This is a genomic window from Paenibacillus sp. FSL R5-0912, assembly GCF_000758605.1.
Lineage (GTDB): Bacteria > Bacillota > Bacilli > Paenibacillales > Paenibacillaceae > Paenibacillus_AQ.
Genome location: NZ_CP009282.1, coordinates 4,214,449 through 4,227,500, shown reverse-complemented (window position 1 = coordinate 4,227,500; position 13,052 = coordinate 4,214,449). Strand labels below are relative to the sequence as shown.

Sequence of the window (13,052 nt, the reverse complement as noted above, 5' to 3'; positions counted from 1 at the left end):
CGAGCTGTGCGGACTAGTGAGCGGAAAGGGGCAGTGCAATGAACGAACAATTGATTCAGGAATTCACCACCAAGTTTGACCTGCATCCTGCGGTGCCGGAGGGGGCTCTGCACTCCTTCGCTGCGGCTGAACTGGTGCATGAGCAGGGTATGAGGGCATTTGTAGACACTTACGGGCCGTTAATGAAAGCGTTGGACGATAAAGCAGTTGCGGCATATTTCGGCGGCTATATGTCCAATCTGGCGCTTGCGGTTCAGTATTCAGTCACAGGATTCTCCTTCGTTCCTGGGCTCAGCCTAGCGAATCTGGGGATTCATCTCATTCCGGCAGACGGATATTGCCGGATTGCCTTCTCCCTTCACGTGTGGAAGACCGAGCAGGCTCCTGAGGAACAGCAGAGCAGGGACGCGTGGCGAAATGATGTGTTTGCCCGCTTTTATCAAGAGACTGCCGGGCCTCTGGTACGCTGTATTTCACAGGTGAGCGGTTTATCACTTGGTGAGGTCTGGGGACAGATGCCGTCCAAATTCAATTATTATGTGGAGTCCTTTGCAGCCGGAATTACTGATCCTGCGGTGCTTAAGCAGATTGAAGCAGATTACAGCTATCTGAAAGATGAACTGCCTGCTGAAGTATTCCAGATGCCCCGGAATCCGTTTCATGTGAAGGTACGGAGAATTGAATCGATCGCTGACCCGGAGCAGACTGTACAGATGCGCAACCGCTGCTGTATGTATTACCGGACAGAAGGCGGCCGTCTATGTTATACCTGCCCCCGGATGAAAGAAGAGGAACGTGCAGCGAGAAGGGAAGAATTCCGCTCAGAGCGTGCTGCGGCCGGGAGTTAGGTTATAATCGGGAATGATGAAACATAATAATGCTGTATGCAGCTTCCAAACAGGCTCCTGTCATTGACAAGGGAGCCTGTTCGTTGTTAAAGTTGTGGTTGCCGCGATGCACAGACAGTTGAGGCAGGCAGACGATCACGATCATCATTTCCATAGAGTTAGGAGCATGAAGTATGAATATAGACAACATATATAAAGACCTGCAGCAGCTGGTCACCGCAGGCTCGCTGAAGCATCATGAGAGTCTTAAGCATCTGGTGTATACCCGCATGGGCGGGGAAGCGGATATTTGGGCTGCTCCGGCAACCTACGATGAAATTCAGAGAATATATACATATGCGCAGGATCATAATATTCCGCTTACTGTACTTGGAAACGGCTCGAATGTCATTATCCGTGACGGCGGCATCCGTGGTATTGTGCTTCAGACCTCTGACATGACGGAAATGGGCATCCGGGACGGACTGCTCTACGCGCAGTGCGGGGCGAAGATTATTGATGCTTCAAGATATGCGCTGGAGCAGGAGCTTACGGGGCTGGAGTTCGCCTGCGGCATCCCCGGAACGGTAGGCGGGGCGCTGTATATGAATGCCGGAGCTTACGGCGGTGAGGTTAAGGATGTGCTGCAAAGTGCACTTGTGATTGATAAGGACGGACAGCTAATTACTATGCAGGGTGACCAGCTTCAGTGGGGCTACCGCAAAAGTATCTTTGCCAGCGGAGAGTATATTGTGCTGGAGGCCAGATTTGCCCTTCAGCCGGGTGATCCTGCTGCGATCAAATCCTCCATGGATGAGCTGACCTATCTCCGGGAATCCAAACAGCCGCTGGAATATCCTTCTTGCGGCAGTGTGTTCAAGCGGCCGCCGGGCCGCTATGCCGGCCAGCTGATTCAGGAGAGCGGCCTGCAGGGTACCCGCATCGGCGGAGCGGAGGTATCGCGCAAGCATGCCGGATTCATCGTCAATGCGGATAATGCCACGGCCAGTGATTACATCGGACTGATTCAGCATGTGCGTTCAACGGTCAAGGATAAATTCGATGTCGAGCTGGAGACGGAAGTCGAGATTCTCGGGGAAGAAGCATAGATCAGCTAGTAAATTCTTATATTTGAATCATAGACGTGTGTAAGGCCATGGGTGTGTTTCACCCATGGCCTGTATGTGTCTCAAGTAGAGGGGAAATAACAAGACGCGCTCAACTTCCCTGCAGTACTAGAGCATTTAGCTCAAAGCCAGCGAATATTTCGCTCTGTCCGTCTCCAGTTCAACATTATCCTCAGCTATTGTATTCAGCTTCAGCCCGCTTACTGCGATCTCATAATTAGGCTGCGGAAGCGGCACAAGCTCACCGTCTGCATTGAGTGTATTTCCCGTTCCCCGCAGAATCAGTGCACTGCCCAGGTATTCATCAAGGACATCCTCGGCATTGCGGTAGTCTACCGTGTCCAGATTAAAGTGAACAGTATCCAGATCATCCAGCTCCTGCTTCTTGATCACCAGGGTTGCATGCTCCGGCGACTCCAGCCAATCGATAAGCTTCTGTACATTTTGTTCCATATAGGATCCCATCCTTTGGTTAGTAAGAGATTGATAATTCTAAGTTACCCTTTTCCCGGCAAATGAATCCATCGGCCTGTCACATCTCCGCTCTCCCATCACAGGAAACGCAGGAGCTTAAGGTGAATGTTATAAATATCATGCCGGAGGGATGTTCATCTGCTTATAAGAATAAGCTTGGATAAGGCAAACTATAAGCAAAGGTGGTTAGGCCATTGATTCAGCTTAAGGAGGTCTCCAGACTATATCAGGGTAGGCGGGCCGTTGACCGGTTGTCATTCACCGTGGAGCAAGGTGAGATCTTTGGATTCCTCGGTCCAAACGGCGCCGGCAAAACAACAACAATCCGTATGATGACCGGACTGCTCACTCCCAGTGAAGGTGAAATATTAATTAATGGAATGAATATTTCACAGCATAAAAAGAAAATTCATAGTTCAATCGGGGTCGTCTTTGAGCTTCCTAATCTCTACATGCGCAGTTCGATCCGCGGTAATCTCAACCTCTTCGCCGATCTGTACGGCGTATCCAGGCAGCGAATTGATGAGGTGCTGCAAAGCCTTCAACTGGAGGAGCGGCAGCATGCCAGAGTGAGCAGCTTATCCAAAGGGTGGAAGCAGCGTGTGCTGATTGCCAGGAGTCTTCTGCACAATCCCGCAGTCCTGTTCCTCGATGAACCTACCAGCGGACTGGACCCGAATTCAGCGGCGTTAATCAGAGAGTACATACAACGAATCAAAGCAGAAGGCACGACTGTTGTGATGACTACCCATGATATGCTCGAAGCCGAAGAGCTAAGTGACCGTGTAGGCATCATGCACGGCGGCAGACTGGTAGCGCTTGATCGGCCGCAGCGTCTGAAGCAGAGATACGGGAAGGCAGAGTTAGCCGCTGAATATTGGCAGGATTCCAGGGTCGCACGTGAATCCTGGCCGCTGTCAGGAGAAATCACTAAGGATCGCGTGTATCAGCTGCTGTCCGAAGGACAGCTCATCAGCCTGCACAGCAGGGAAGCCACGCTCGCGGATGTCTTCGCGGCTTTGACGGGAAGTGAGCTGAGTTGAGTCCGGTGCTGAAGCTGATTAAGCATGAATGCAGGGATCTGTTGCGTAATCCTTCTTGTATCATCCTCTTGTTATTGCCAATCTTCATGTCTAAAATACTAATATCCGTTATGCAGACCGGTGAATCCAATTTCATGCTGCTGTCTACCTGGATTCTGTTCGCCGAGGTGATGGTAGGCATTATGCTCACCGGCCCGTCCCTGCTGGAAGAGCGCGAGAGCCGCACCTTCGATGCCCTGCTGGTATCTCCGCTCGGACGGGGACAGATTATTCTCGCCAAAGGCGCTACCGTGCTGATGTTCTCTTTACTGGCACAATGCGTCGTTTTTCTGCTGAATGAAGGAGCGCACAGCGGTTTACTGGCGGCTCTGCCATATATGCTGGCCGGAGGGATTATTTTCGTCGAGGTCGGGATGGTCATCGGGCTTAAGCTTAGCTCGGCGAAAAACGGCGCAGCCGTCAGTTCAGCAGCGATGATTGTGTTTTTTCTGGTGGTTTCCGTATATGGTTCCTTGCCGGACTGGGCTTATCCGCTATTCGCCCTACTACCGAGTGTGGAGGTCGTAGAGAATTTGAATAGTGTCCTGAACGGGAGCGGTCCCTTGCTGGGCGAAAGCCTGTTATTGCTCCTCTGGATCTCCGCGCTGGCCGTATGGATATGGAGAATAGATCTCGAATAGGTGCCCGCCGGAAGATGCATTGTTTGCAGTGCCCCATTAGGGTGTAAACTACATCTATGCACTTCAATAACAATACATGAACGGGGAAGGTGAGCATAATGTGGGGTGCATTGATGTGGGGAGCCATTTCCGGCTCTGCTGTATTACTCGGGGCGCTGCTCGCTCTGTTCCTGTCCATTCCCACCAAGCTGATCGGATTCATTATGGCCTTCGGGACAGGCGTACTTATTGGAGCAGCTGCTTATGAACTGCTGGAGGATTCCGCGAGTGACGGCGGGCTGACCCCGACGATCATCGGTTTTACCGCAGGGGCATTGGTGTTCACGCTGTTCGACTGGTATATCTCGCGAAAAGGCGGAGCCGGCCGCAAACGCTCAGCCAGAGCTTCAGGGAAGAAGGAAGCTAAAGGCGGGAGCGGCCTGGCTATTTTTGCCGGAACGGTACTGGATGCTATTCCTGAGTCGATCATGATCGGGGCCAGTCTGATTGCCGGTCAAGGTGTAAGTCTGCTGCTGGTCATCGCTATTTTTATCAGTAATATCCCGGAAGGGCTGTCGAGCACGGCAGGGCTGAAGCAGGACGGCTACGGCAAAAGAAAAATTATGCTGCTGTGGTTCGGCGTACTGGTGATCTCCACCCTGGCTTCAGGGGCGGGTTATACGTTTATGGACCATGCAAGCGGATATACGGAGGCGATGATTGCTTCTTTTGCCGGGGGCGGAATAATCGCGATGGTCTCCTCCAGCATGATGCCCGAAGCTTATGAGGAAGGTGGACCGCTAACGGGATTTATCGCCGCCATGGGTCTGCTGTGCTCGCTGATTCTGGATCAGCTGTGAGGGTTGTCAAGCCTCCGGCAATCATGGTATAGTTCAAGACGCACCATATGTACAGTTATCAGCATAAAGAAGGAATCTGCGTGCGCAAGCGCAGGAGAGGTTCGCAAACTCCCTCTATAAAAAACTAAGACCGCTACAGGCATGAGCAGCTTTCCGGATATCCGGGGGCTTTAGAAGTACGGGCATTTGCCTGTACTTATTTCTTGTTATGCCGCGCGTGTCTCAACTTAGTAGAGCCAGGTTTTCGAAATCTCGTTCTTCTTTCCAGTTCAGGCCAGGAGCCTAGGGAAAAGAGAGGGGTTTTTTGTCATGTCAGAAGGCAGACTGAAAGAGGAAATACAGGAGGTTACCCTGCTGGGAAATCAAGGTACGAAGTATAATTTCGGCTATGACCCGGAGATTCTGGAGGCGTTCGATAACAAGCATCCCCGCCGTGATTATTTTGTCAAATTCAACTGCCCGGAGTTCACCAGCCTGTGTCCCGTTACCGGACAGCCGGATTTCGGCGTGATGTACATCTCGTATATTCCGGATATCAAAATGGTTGAATCCAAATCCCTGAAGCTCTATCTGTTCAGCTTCCGCAATCACGGGGATTTCCATGAAGACTGTGTCAACATTATTATGAATGATCTGATCTCGCTGATGGAGCCCCGCTATATTGAGGTCTGGGGTAAATTCACGCCGCGCGGCGGCATTTCCATCGATCCTTACTGCAACTGGGGGCGTCCGGGAACGAAATATGAGGCCATGGCCGAGCACCGGCTGATGAACCACGACCTGTATCCCGAGAAAGTGGATAACCGTTAATCCGGGAGATCTGCAGCACACAGAACAATAAGGAGGAGAGAACTTACGATGAATAAAAAAGCACTGGTCGTCTTCAGCGGCGGCCAAGACAGCACCACCTGTCTGGTATGGGCTTTGCAGCAGTTCCAGGAGGTTCAGGTGGTTACTTTTAATTATAATCAGCGCCATGCGGCAGAGATTGAAGTCGCCAAGGAGATTGCCGCGAAGTTTGGGGTGAAGCAGCATATTCTCGATCTGGGACTGCTGAATCAGCTGGCCCCGAACGCGCTAACCCGGGATGATATCGAAATCGCTGCCGGGGAGGGCGCGGAGCTGCCGAGTACATTTGTAGACGGACGGAACCTGCTATTCCTGTCCTTTGCAGCGATTCTGGCCAAGCAGCTGGGCTATAGCAATATCATCACCGGTGTCTGCCAGACGGACTTCAGCGGATACCCGGATTGCCGGGATGTGTTCGTGAAATCACTGAATGTTACACTTAATCTGTCGATGGATGTTGAGTTCGTAATCCATACTCCGCTGATGTGGCTGGACAAAAAAGAAACCTGGAAAATGGCCGATGAGCTTGGCTACTTCGACTATATCCGTGAGCAGACGCTTACCTGCTACAACGGGATGATCGGCAGCGGCTGCGGCACCTGTCCGGCATGTCTGCTCCGCCAGCGCGGCCTTGAGCAATATGAGGCGGAGCGTCAGGAGGCTGGACTATAATGCTTGGCGAAATATCTGTCTGCAAAATCTTCACCTTCGATGCCGCCCATCAGCTGATCGGGCACAAGGGGAAATGCAGCAATCTGCACGGGCATACGTACAAGCTTGAGGTTGTGCTGAAAGGTGTACCTTCTGTCGCACAGGGTCAATCGGACGAGGGGTTTGTTGTCGATTTCAGTGACATCAAAACAATCGTGAAGCAGCTTGTAGTCGACCGGTTGGATCATGCTTTTCTGGCAATGGGCAATGAGCCTGTGCTGGAGACACTTACATCTACAGGCTCTAAGGTAGCACTGCTGTCGTTCCGTACGACGGCGGAGAACATGTCAGCATACATCGCTTATGAGCTGAAGCAGGCTTCTCTGCCGGTCTATTCCGTTAAGCTGTGGGAGACTCCGACCTCCTGGGCGGAGGTGCTGGCGGCAGACATTCCGGAAGCGGGGCCGTCTTACCGTCTGTACGGAGGCTGTGACCATGAGTAAAATACCGGTAATCGAAATGTTCGGCCCGACGATTCAGGGGGAAGGGGCGGTCATCGGTGTCAAAACGATGTTCGTCCGCACCTACGGCTGCGATTACCGCTGCGGCTGGTGTGATTCAGCCTTTACATGGGATGGTTCGGCGAAGGATAAAGTAATCCTGATGGAACCGCAGGAGATTCTCGCCGGGCTGCTTGAGCTGGCAGGAGATAATTTCAATTGCGTAACCATCTCCGGAGGCAATCCGGCGCTTATCGGGGAAGCCATGGGTGAATTCATCGCCCTGCTCCACGAACGCGGTATCCAGGCGGCTATAGAGACACAGGGCAGCCGCTGGCAGGACTGGTTCAGTGATGTCGATGTGCTGACGATTAGCCCCAAGCCGCCAAGCTCCGGGATGAAGACCGACTGGGGGAAGCTGGACGAGATCATGGTTAGAGTCGGTAACAACGGCAAGGCGGCTCATAGCCTGAAGGTAGTTGTATTTAACCAGGAGGATTATGAGTATGCCCGGAAGGTACATTTCAGGTACCCGGAGGTCCCGCTGTTTCTTCAGCCGGGGAACGATAATGTCACCGAGGATGGCGACATTTCAGGCCGCCTGCTGGGCCGGCTGGAGTGGCTGTTTAATCTGGTAATTGCCGACCCGCAGATGAACAAGGCGCGGGTGCTGCCGCAGCTTCACGCACTAATCTGGCATAATAAGCGGGGCAAGTAAGGCTTGCGCATTATATATTGAATGAAGACCGAACCTCTGCGATGCGGAGGTCCGGTCTTTTTGGTGTAGTCCCCGGTCCACCGGCTCTTCCTTCGGGGTGACCACATCCAATTCCTTTTAATGTAATTATTAGGATTTCTGTAACAAGCGGAGGAGAATCACCCCTTCCAGGCGTAATATACTTGATGGATGATCAAGCACGAGGGGGAATTGAAATGGAGAACGGATACTACGCAGGCTGGGGAACCTTGGCACTGATTAATGCGGGAATTGCCCAGGGGAAAAACCGGAGCGGATTAAACTGGTTTCTGCTGTCATTGCTGCTGGGACCATTAGCTACCTTCATCTTGGTGATCTCGGATAAGCTTCCAGAGTGAATTATCAGTTATAATATTTGGGGGTATTCGTGCCGAAACGCTAGGGTACAGCATATGGAGGAGGGAATGAAAATTGATGATGTCAGCCGCATTACTGATCATTGATGTTCAAGAGGCAATGTTTGCTTTCATCTGGATGATACCCATCTGCACGGGGAATGGCGTTGTGACAGCCGGCAGCTCTACAATTATGAGGTCTATGAAGACGGCCATGTGATCAGCCTGGAACCGTGGGGAGGATATGTACGCAGTAACGCTATCCGACGCAGGGTGCTTACCCATACAGGGGAGCTCGCGGGTGATGAGGCTGTCGCCGAGAATCATGCACTGATGATGTATTCTCCGCTGCTGCACGGATAAATTCGGAGGATTTGGGGTTATAACATAGTATAGCGTGATTTTACAGCCTGTTATGTCCATACCCTACTTCTGAAGGAGTGACTCTCAACATGAAGGCAGTAACCTATCAAGGCAAGAAGAAAGTCGAGGTTAAGGAAGTCGCTGATGCGCGGCTTGAGAAGAAGGATGATATCATTGTCCGCATTACCTCAACCGCCATTTGCGGATCGGATCTGCATATCTATAATGGCGAAATCCCCGGCATGCATGATGATTACATTATCGGCCATGAGCCTATGGGAATTGTGGAAGATGTGGGACCGGAGGTTACCAAGGTCAAGAAGGGTGACCGTGTCATTATCCCTTTTAATGTAGCCTGCGGGCAATGCTTCTTCTGCCAGCACGAGATGGAGAGCCAATGTGACCACGCGAATGAAGCCAAGGATACCGGCGGCTATCTGGGCTATTCAGATACTTACGGCGGCTTCGCCGGAGGGCAGGCCGAGCTGCTGCGTGTACCGTACGGCAATTTCGGCCCCTTTGTCGTTCCGGAGGATGCTGAAATGGAAGACGAGAAGCTGCTGTTCCTCTCGGACATTGTACCGACCGCCTGGTGGGGGGTTGAGAATGCCGGCGTGAAGCCCGGAGATACCGTAATTGTGCTCGGATGCGGGCCAGTGGGGCTGCTGACTCAGAAATTCGCCTGGATGAAAGGCGCGTCCCGGGTCATTGCCGTCGACCATATCCCATACAGGCTGCAGCATGCGAAGCTGACGAATAACGTGGAGATATTAAATTTTGAGGAAATAAAGGATTTTGAGAAGCACTTGAAGGAGATCACCCGCGGCGGTGCCGATGTGGTCATTGATTGTGTAGGTCTCGACGCCAAGAAGACGGTTGTAGAAAAGGTAGAAACAGCCTTGATGCTGCAGGGCGGTTCACTAGGGGCGTTCCGTATCGCATCAGAGGTGGTCCGCAAGTTCGGTACAATTCAGCTTGTAGGGGTGTATGGGCTGAACTATAATATGTTCCCGCTCGGTCATCTGTTTGAACGCAATATTACGCTGAAGATGGGACAGGCTCCGGTCATTCATTATATGCCGGCCCTCTACAAGATGATTAAGGAGAATAAGTTCGATCCCACAGATATCATCACCCACCGCCTGCCGATCAGTCGAGCGGAGCATGGGTACCAGGTATTCCAGGAGAAGGAAGAGGACTGTATCAAGGTTGTGCTTAAGCCATAGATACAGATGCTTATTAGCACTGGTAAAGGCTCATACGAGGCATGGAACCCGCTGAAAGACGGATTCTATGTCTCTTTTATTGAAAAATGCTGCTTTTTTCTGCAATTTGCGTTAAATTAACATAATGAGTCTTACCAAACACGAAGGGGCGACTACGTATGATTCCCAAAAAACCGCCCGTTCCCGTACCGCTGTTGATGGTGATCGGAATTGTGGCCATATCCTTTTCTTCTATCTTCATTAAATGGTCGTCTGCTCCAGTGTCGGTTCAGGGGATGTACCGGCTGCTGTTCACCTCGCTGCTAATGCTGCCGTTCGCCCGCCGTTACAGCGGAGCCGCTTGGGCTCTGCGCCTGAAGGATTGGCTGCTGCTGGGCGTTTCCGGTGTGATGCTGGCCCTTCATTTCCTGCTCTGGATGGGTTCGCTGAATTACACGTCAGTGGCCAGCTCGACGATGATCATGGCTTTGGAACCGTTATTCATTATGCTCGGTGCGTACATACTGTATAAAGAGCGAAACAGCGCCTCTGCTATGCTGGGTATGGCTATTGCAATCTTTGGGGTTGTCTTTATCGGCTGGGGTGATATCGGGCTGTCCGCCGAGAACCTGAAGGGTGACATGCTGTCGGTTGGCGGAACCGTAGCTGTAGCCGCACATTTACTAATCGGTCAGAAGCTGGTGGCGCGTATGCCTTCCTATTTGTACAGCCTGATTGTATTCATCTCTGCGGCCGTTGTGTTTGCTGTTTATAATCTGGTAACAAGTACACCTTTCTTCGCTTATCCGGCCCGGGAATGGGGCATCTTTGTCCTGCTGGCGGTAGTGCCAACCGTATTCGGCCATATTCTGTTTAATTGGCTGCTGCAGTATGCATCTGCGACTACAGTCTCGATGAATATTCTGGGAGAGCCTGTCGGCGCGAGCATTCTTGCGTTCCTGTTGCTGGGTGAACAGCTGAGCGGTTTACAATGGGCAGGAGGCGTGCTGGTCATGGCCGGCCTCGGGGTCTATCTGTATTCCGGACGCAGGAAGGCGCTTAAGCTTCAGGAGGCTCTGCCGAATGCGTCATAATGCGTTAGAAAGGTCGAGCGATGACATGATTTTCACAGAACATATATAAAGGGGTAACGAACGTAATGAATGAACATGATCAGAACGAACCGTCAGGTCTAAACGGCGGGGCCGCTCCTTCCAGTGAGGAGTTGTGGAATGAGGATACCTATGCGGCATGGACAAGCCGGTTCGGATCACCAGCCGAGGCAGCAGAGAGGCTGGCCAAAGATCCGGCAGGGAGGCTGTTCCCGCTGAATGCATATATGGGCGATGTGAAGGGCCGTAAGATTATGAACCTGATGGGTTCGAACGGCATGAAGGCGGTAGCGCTCGGCCTGCTGGGGGCGGAAGTCACCGTTGCCGATTTCTCGGAGGCGAATGGGCGTTATGCTGCTGAACTGGCGCAGGAAGCTGGAGTGAAGCTGAATTATATCGTCTCAGATGTGCTGGGACTGCCTGAAGCAGAACTGGACGGCTCGTATGACCTGGTGTTTGCGGAGATGGGAATTGTCCACTATTTCACCGACCTGGCTCCGTTTATGACTACCGCATACCGGCTGCTGGCACCCGGCGGGAAGTTCGTATTGCGCGATTTCCACCCGGTAACGACCAAGCTGATCTCCTCCAAGGGTTCAACCGCCAAGGTGCGCAAGCACAAAGTGAGCGGTGATTATTTCGATACGGCACTGGAAGAGAAGCAGGTATCCTACTCCAAGTATATGCCTTCTTCCGGAGAAGCAGCGGGGGCAGACAGACCTAATGTTGTCTACTGGCGGCGCTGGACACTCGGCGAGATTGTAACCGCTGCTGCGGCCAGCGGGCTTGTTATTCAGGAGTTGGTGGAAGAGCCGAACCTGTCGTCGGATGTATATGATAAGGGAATTCCCAAGACCTTCACTCTGGTGGCAGAGAAAAGATAATCAACGAAGTGGAAACGGCTTTGCAGTCCTTTTTAAAGACAGCAAAGCCGTTTCAGCGGGAAATAGCAGTAATTTATAGTGTGAAACCTAAGAAGTCATATAAACGGTATCTCTTGAAGCGCGGTTACGTTCGTGCGCTAAGGGATACCGTTTTGTTATGTAAATGTAAATAAAGCGCACTGTAGACATAAGTGTTGTATGTTTTATAACTTTGATGTATGGATAGCCAGGTGTTCAGAAGGATTGTTGTATGAATTACAAGAATAATCCTGCTAAGCCGCTTGGAAAAGATGAAATGTTGCCTTTTTTACAAAATTTTAGTATCGGGTCAATATAAGGAGGGAAATGTTGTATTATGGGCAGGATTTTATATAAAGTTACCGGATTCCTGCTCAGGATTGCGGATAATCTGGATATTCCTGCGATGACATCCGCCGCCCGGAAGTCCAACTATTTACTGGGTACCGGATCTTCGCGCTGGTCCTCCTCCTGTAAACCGCCACCACCTGCCATTCCGGCAAAAGCCTTCTGTAACGGGGAGAGGGTGTAGTCTTTGCGCCAGGCCAGCACAAATGCACCATCTCCGGGATGAAGTCCCGGCAGCGGGGCATAGGCCAGACTTCCGGCCGCCACCTCGGCCTCAATCCCTGATTTGCAGAATACTCCGACCATCCCGCCGCCGCTAATCATACGTTTGACCGCCTCCGGCGAGCCGAGTACGGCATGGTTCCACACTTTCACATGATTGAGCTGCGTCCACTTGTCGGAGATTCCGCGCAGGAAGGAGGCGGCTTCATGCTGCACCCAGGGCTCTCGTGCTGCCGCTTCTACCGTAATTTCCTCCGCTCCGGCAAAAGGATGTCCAGGCGCAAAAACCAGCACCGTTTCATCTCTGGCAATCACTTGAGTATGGAAGGAATCATCCTGTCCGTCCGCACTGTGCAGCACGGCCAGCTGAATCTCACGGCTCCGCAGACGCTCCCTGACGGCATCATCCGGCAATATGGACAGGAACACATCAATTCCATCATGCAGGCCAGTGAATTGGGACAGCAGTTTAGGCACAAGATAATTACCGGGGATGTCGCTTGCTGTTAGCTCCAGATTCCCCGACGCCAGAGAGGTGAACTGCTTAACTGTCCGCTCTGCTTCTGCCGTCAGCGATACAATCCGCACAGCATATTGATACAGGGCCCGTCCGGCATCGGTCAGCAGCACCCGGCCGCTCCGGAACTGGAACAGTGAAGCGCCAAGCTCACTCTCGAGACTCTTCATATGGAAGGAAACGGTCGGCTGCTTAAGCCCCATCTCGGCGGCTACGTCCGTTACCTTTTTATATTTTTCAATCAGGACTACGATTTGTAATTTCACAAGATTCATGCTGATTCCTCCGGTTAGATGGCGAT

17 protein-coding genes and 1 riboswitch are annotated in these 13,052 nt (G+C 52.0%); of the genes, 15 read left to right on the top strand and 2 right to left on the bottom strand.

The window, feature by feature from the left end; all coding sequences use genetic code 11:
• Positions 1 to 38: 38 nt before the first annotated feature.
• Complete coding sequence (locus R50912_RS17725; protein ID WP_042236759.1) at positions 39 to 848, top strand: (2Fe-2S)-binding protein; 810 nt, start codon at positions 39 to 41, stop codon at positions 846 to 848.
• A gap of 173 nt (positions 849 to 1,021) precedes the next feature.
• Positions 1,022 to 1,936 carry a UDP-N-acetylmuramate dehydrogenase gene (murB, locus tag R50912_RS17720; protein WP_042236756.1) on the top strand — a complete coding sequence of 305 codons (915 nt, stop codon included), beginning with the start codon at positions 1,022 to 1,024 and terminating at the stop codon, positions 1,934 to 1,936.
• A 135-nt stretch (positions 1,937 to 2,071) separates the two neighbouring features.
• Here the strand turns inward: murB and R50912_RS17715 are convergent, their stop codons facing one another.
• Positions 2,072 to 2,407: a protein YmzB gene (locus R50912_RS17715; protein WP_042236754.1), complete on the bottom strand. Its 336-nt coding sequence runs from the start codon at positions 2,405 to 2,407 to the stop codon at positions 2,072 to 2,074.
• 215 nt (positions 2,408 to 2,622) lie between these two features.
• Between R50912_RS17715 and R50912_RS17710 the strand changes: the two genes are divergently transcribed.
• The 13 genes from R50912_RS17710 to R50912_RS17660 all read left to right on the top strand — a co-directional run bounded on the left by R50912_RS17710 (position 2,623) and on the right by R50912_RS17660 (position 11,646).
• The gene (locus R50912_RS17710) at positions 2,623 to 3,471 is read left to right on the top strand and encodes an ABC transporter ATP-binding protein (RefSeq protein WP_052416461.1); all 849 of its coding nucleotides are present in this window, start codon (positions 2,623 to 2,625) and stop codon (positions 3,469 to 3,471) included.
• A 134-nt stretch (positions 3,472 to 3,605) separates the two neighbouring features.
• On the top strand, positions 3,606 to 4,151 hold the full coding sequence (locus R50912_RS17705) for an ABC transporter permease (RefSeq protein WP_331281872.1): 546 nt from the start codon (positions 3,606 to 3,608) through the stop codon (positions 4,149 to 4,151).
• Positions 4,152 to 4,249: 98 nt separating this feature from the next.
• Positions 4,250 to 4,990 carry a ZIP family metal transporter gene (locus R50912_RS17700; protein WP_042236748.1) on the top strand — a complete coding sequence of 247 codons (741 nt, stop codon included), beginning with the start codon at positions 4,250 to 4,252 and terminating at the stop codon, positions 4,988 to 4,990.
• A 90-nt stretch (positions 4,991 to 5,080) separates the two neighbouring features.
• Positions 5,081 to 5,124, top strand: a riboswitch (PreQ1 riboswitch).
• Between the two features lie 175 nt (positions 5,125 to 5,299).
• A complete protein-coding gene (gene queF, locus R50912_RS17695) occupies positions 5,300 to 5,800 on the top strand; it encodes a preQ(1) synthase (protein WP_042236746.1) in 501 nt (166 codons plus the stop codon).
• Between the two features lie 48 nt (positions 5,801 to 5,848).
• Positions 5,849 to 6,511: a 7-cyano-7-deazaguanine synthase QueC gene (queC, locus tag R50912_RS17690; protein WP_042236744.1), complete on the top strand. Its 663-nt coding sequence runs from the start codon at positions 5,849 to 5,851 to the stop codon at positions 6,509 to 6,511.
• Positions 6,511 to 6,993, top strand: coding sequence for a 6-carboxytetrahydropterin synthase QueD (gene queD, locus R50912_RS17685; protein WP_042236742.1), 483 nt, complete (start codon positions 6,511 to 6,513; stop codon positions 6,991 to 6,993). The genes queC and queD overlap by 1 nt, the downstream gene beginning before the upstream one ends.
• Positions 6,986 to 7,708, top strand: a complete 723-nt coding sequence (queE, locus tag R50912_RS17680; protein WP_042236741.1) for a 7-carboxy-7-deazaguanine synthase QueE — start codon at positions 6,986 to 6,988, stop codon at positions 7,706 to 7,708. Before queD ends, queE begins: the two co-directional genes overlap by 8 nt.
• Before the next feature lie 215 nt (positions 7,709 to 7,923).
• On the top strand, positions 7,924 to 8,085 hold the full coding sequence (locus R50912_RS35020) for a hypothetical protein (RefSeq protein WP_167549552.1): 162 nt from the start codon (positions 7,924 to 7,926) through the stop codon (positions 8,083 to 8,085).
• Positions 8,086 to 8,158: 73 nt separating this feature from the next.
• Complete coding sequence (locus R50912_RS35015) at positions 8,159 to 8,302, top strand: hypothetical protein (RefSeq protein WP_156123177.1); 144 nt, start codon at positions 8,159 to 8,161, stop codon at positions 8,300 to 8,302.
• Positions 8,299 to 8,445 (top strand): hypothetical protein, encoded by a 147-nt coding sequence (locus tag R50912_RS35010; protein ID WP_156123175.1) that lies wholly within the window; start codon positions 8,299 to 8,301, stop codon positions 8,443 to 8,445. The genes R50912_RS35015 and R50912_RS35010 overlap by 4 nt, the downstream gene beginning before the upstream one ends.
• 89 nt (positions 8,446 to 8,534) lie before the next feature.
• A complete protein-coding gene (locus tag R50912_RS17670; RefSeq protein ID WP_042236738.1) occupies positions 8,535 to 9,671 on the top strand; it encodes a zinc-dependent alcohol dehydrogenase in 1,137 nt (378 codons plus the stop codon).
• A 158-nt stretch (positions 9,672 to 9,829) separates the two neighbouring features.
• Positions 9,830 to 10,744, top strand: a complete 915-nt coding sequence (locus R50912_RS17665) for a DMT family transporter (RefSeq protein ID WP_042236736.1) — start codon at positions 9,830 to 9,832, stop codon at positions 10,742 to 10,744.
• Positions 10,745 to 10,809: 65 nt separating this feature from the next.
• On the top strand, positions 10,810 to 11,646 hold the full coding sequence (locus R50912_RS17660) for a class I SAM-dependent methyltransferase (RefSeq protein WP_042236733.1): 837 nt from the start codon (positions 10,810 to 10,812) through the stop codon (positions 11,644 to 11,646).
• Between the two features lie 450 nt (positions 11,647 to 12,096).
• Here R50912_RS17660 and R50912_RS17655 read toward each other — a convergent pair whose 3' ends face one another.
• Entirely contained in the window at positions 12,097 to 13,026 is a 930-nt protein-coding gene (locus R50912_RS17655) for a LysR family transcriptional regulator (protein ID WP_052416458.1), read from the bottom strand.
• Between the last annotated feature and the right edge of the window lie 26 nt (positions 13,027 to 13,052).

Bases quoted from the DNA above. Each gene is read 5' to 3' on its own strand.
- R50912_RS17655 (WP_052416458.1), bottom strand. From the start codon at position 13,026: ATGAATCTTGTGAAATTACAAATCGTAGTCCTGATTGAAAAATATAAA.
- R50912_RS17705 (WP_331281872.1), top strand. From the start codon at position 3,606: ATGCTGCTGTCTACCTGGATTCTGTTCGCCGAGGTGATGGTAGGCATT.
- queC (WP_042236744.1), top strand. From the start codon at position 5,849: ATGAATAAAAAAGCACTGGTCGTCTTCAGCGGCGGCCAAGACAGCACC.
- queE (WP_042236741.1), top strand. From the start codon at position 6,986: ATGAGTAAAATACCGGTAATCGAAATGTTCGGCCCGACGATTCAGGGG.
- queD (WP_042236742.1), top strand. From the start codon at position 6,511: ATGCTTGGCGAAATATCTGTCTGCAAAATCTTCACCTTCGATGCCGCC.
- queF (WP_042236746.1), top strand. From the start codon at position 5,300: ATGTCAGAAGGCAGACTGAAAGAGGAAATACAGGAGGTTACCCTGCTG.
- R50912_RS17700 (WP_042236748.1), top strand. From the start codon at position 4,250: ATGTGGGGTGCATTGATGTGGGGAGCCATTTCCGGCTCTGCTGTATTA.
- R50912_RS17670 (WP_042236738.1), top strand. From the start codon at position 8,535: ATGAAGGCAGTAACCTATCAAGGCAAGAAGAAAGTCGAGGTTAAGGAA.
- R50912_RS17725 (WP_042236759.1), top strand. From the start codon at position 39: ATGAACGAACAATTGATTCAGGAATTCACCACCAAGTTTGACCTGCAT.
- R50912_RS17660 (WP_042236733.1), top strand. From the start codon at position 10,810: ATGAATGAACATGATCAGAACGAACCGTCAGGTCTAAACGGCGGGGCC.
- R50912_RS17715 (WP_042236754.1), bottom strand. From the start codon at position 2,407: ATGGAACAAAATGTACAGAAGCTTATCGATTGGCTGGAGTCGCCGGAG.
- R50912_RS35020 (WP_167549552.1), top strand. From the start codon at position 7,924: ATGGAGAACGGATACTACGCAGGCTGGGGAACCTTGGCACTGATTAAT.
- murB (WP_042236756.1), top strand. From the start codon at position 1,022: ATGAATATAGACAACATATATAAAGACCTGCAGCAGCTGGTCACCGCA.
- R50912_RS17665 (WP_042236736.1), top strand. From the start codon at position 9,830: ATGATTCCCAAAAAACCGCCCGTTCCCGTACCGCTGTTGATGGTGATC.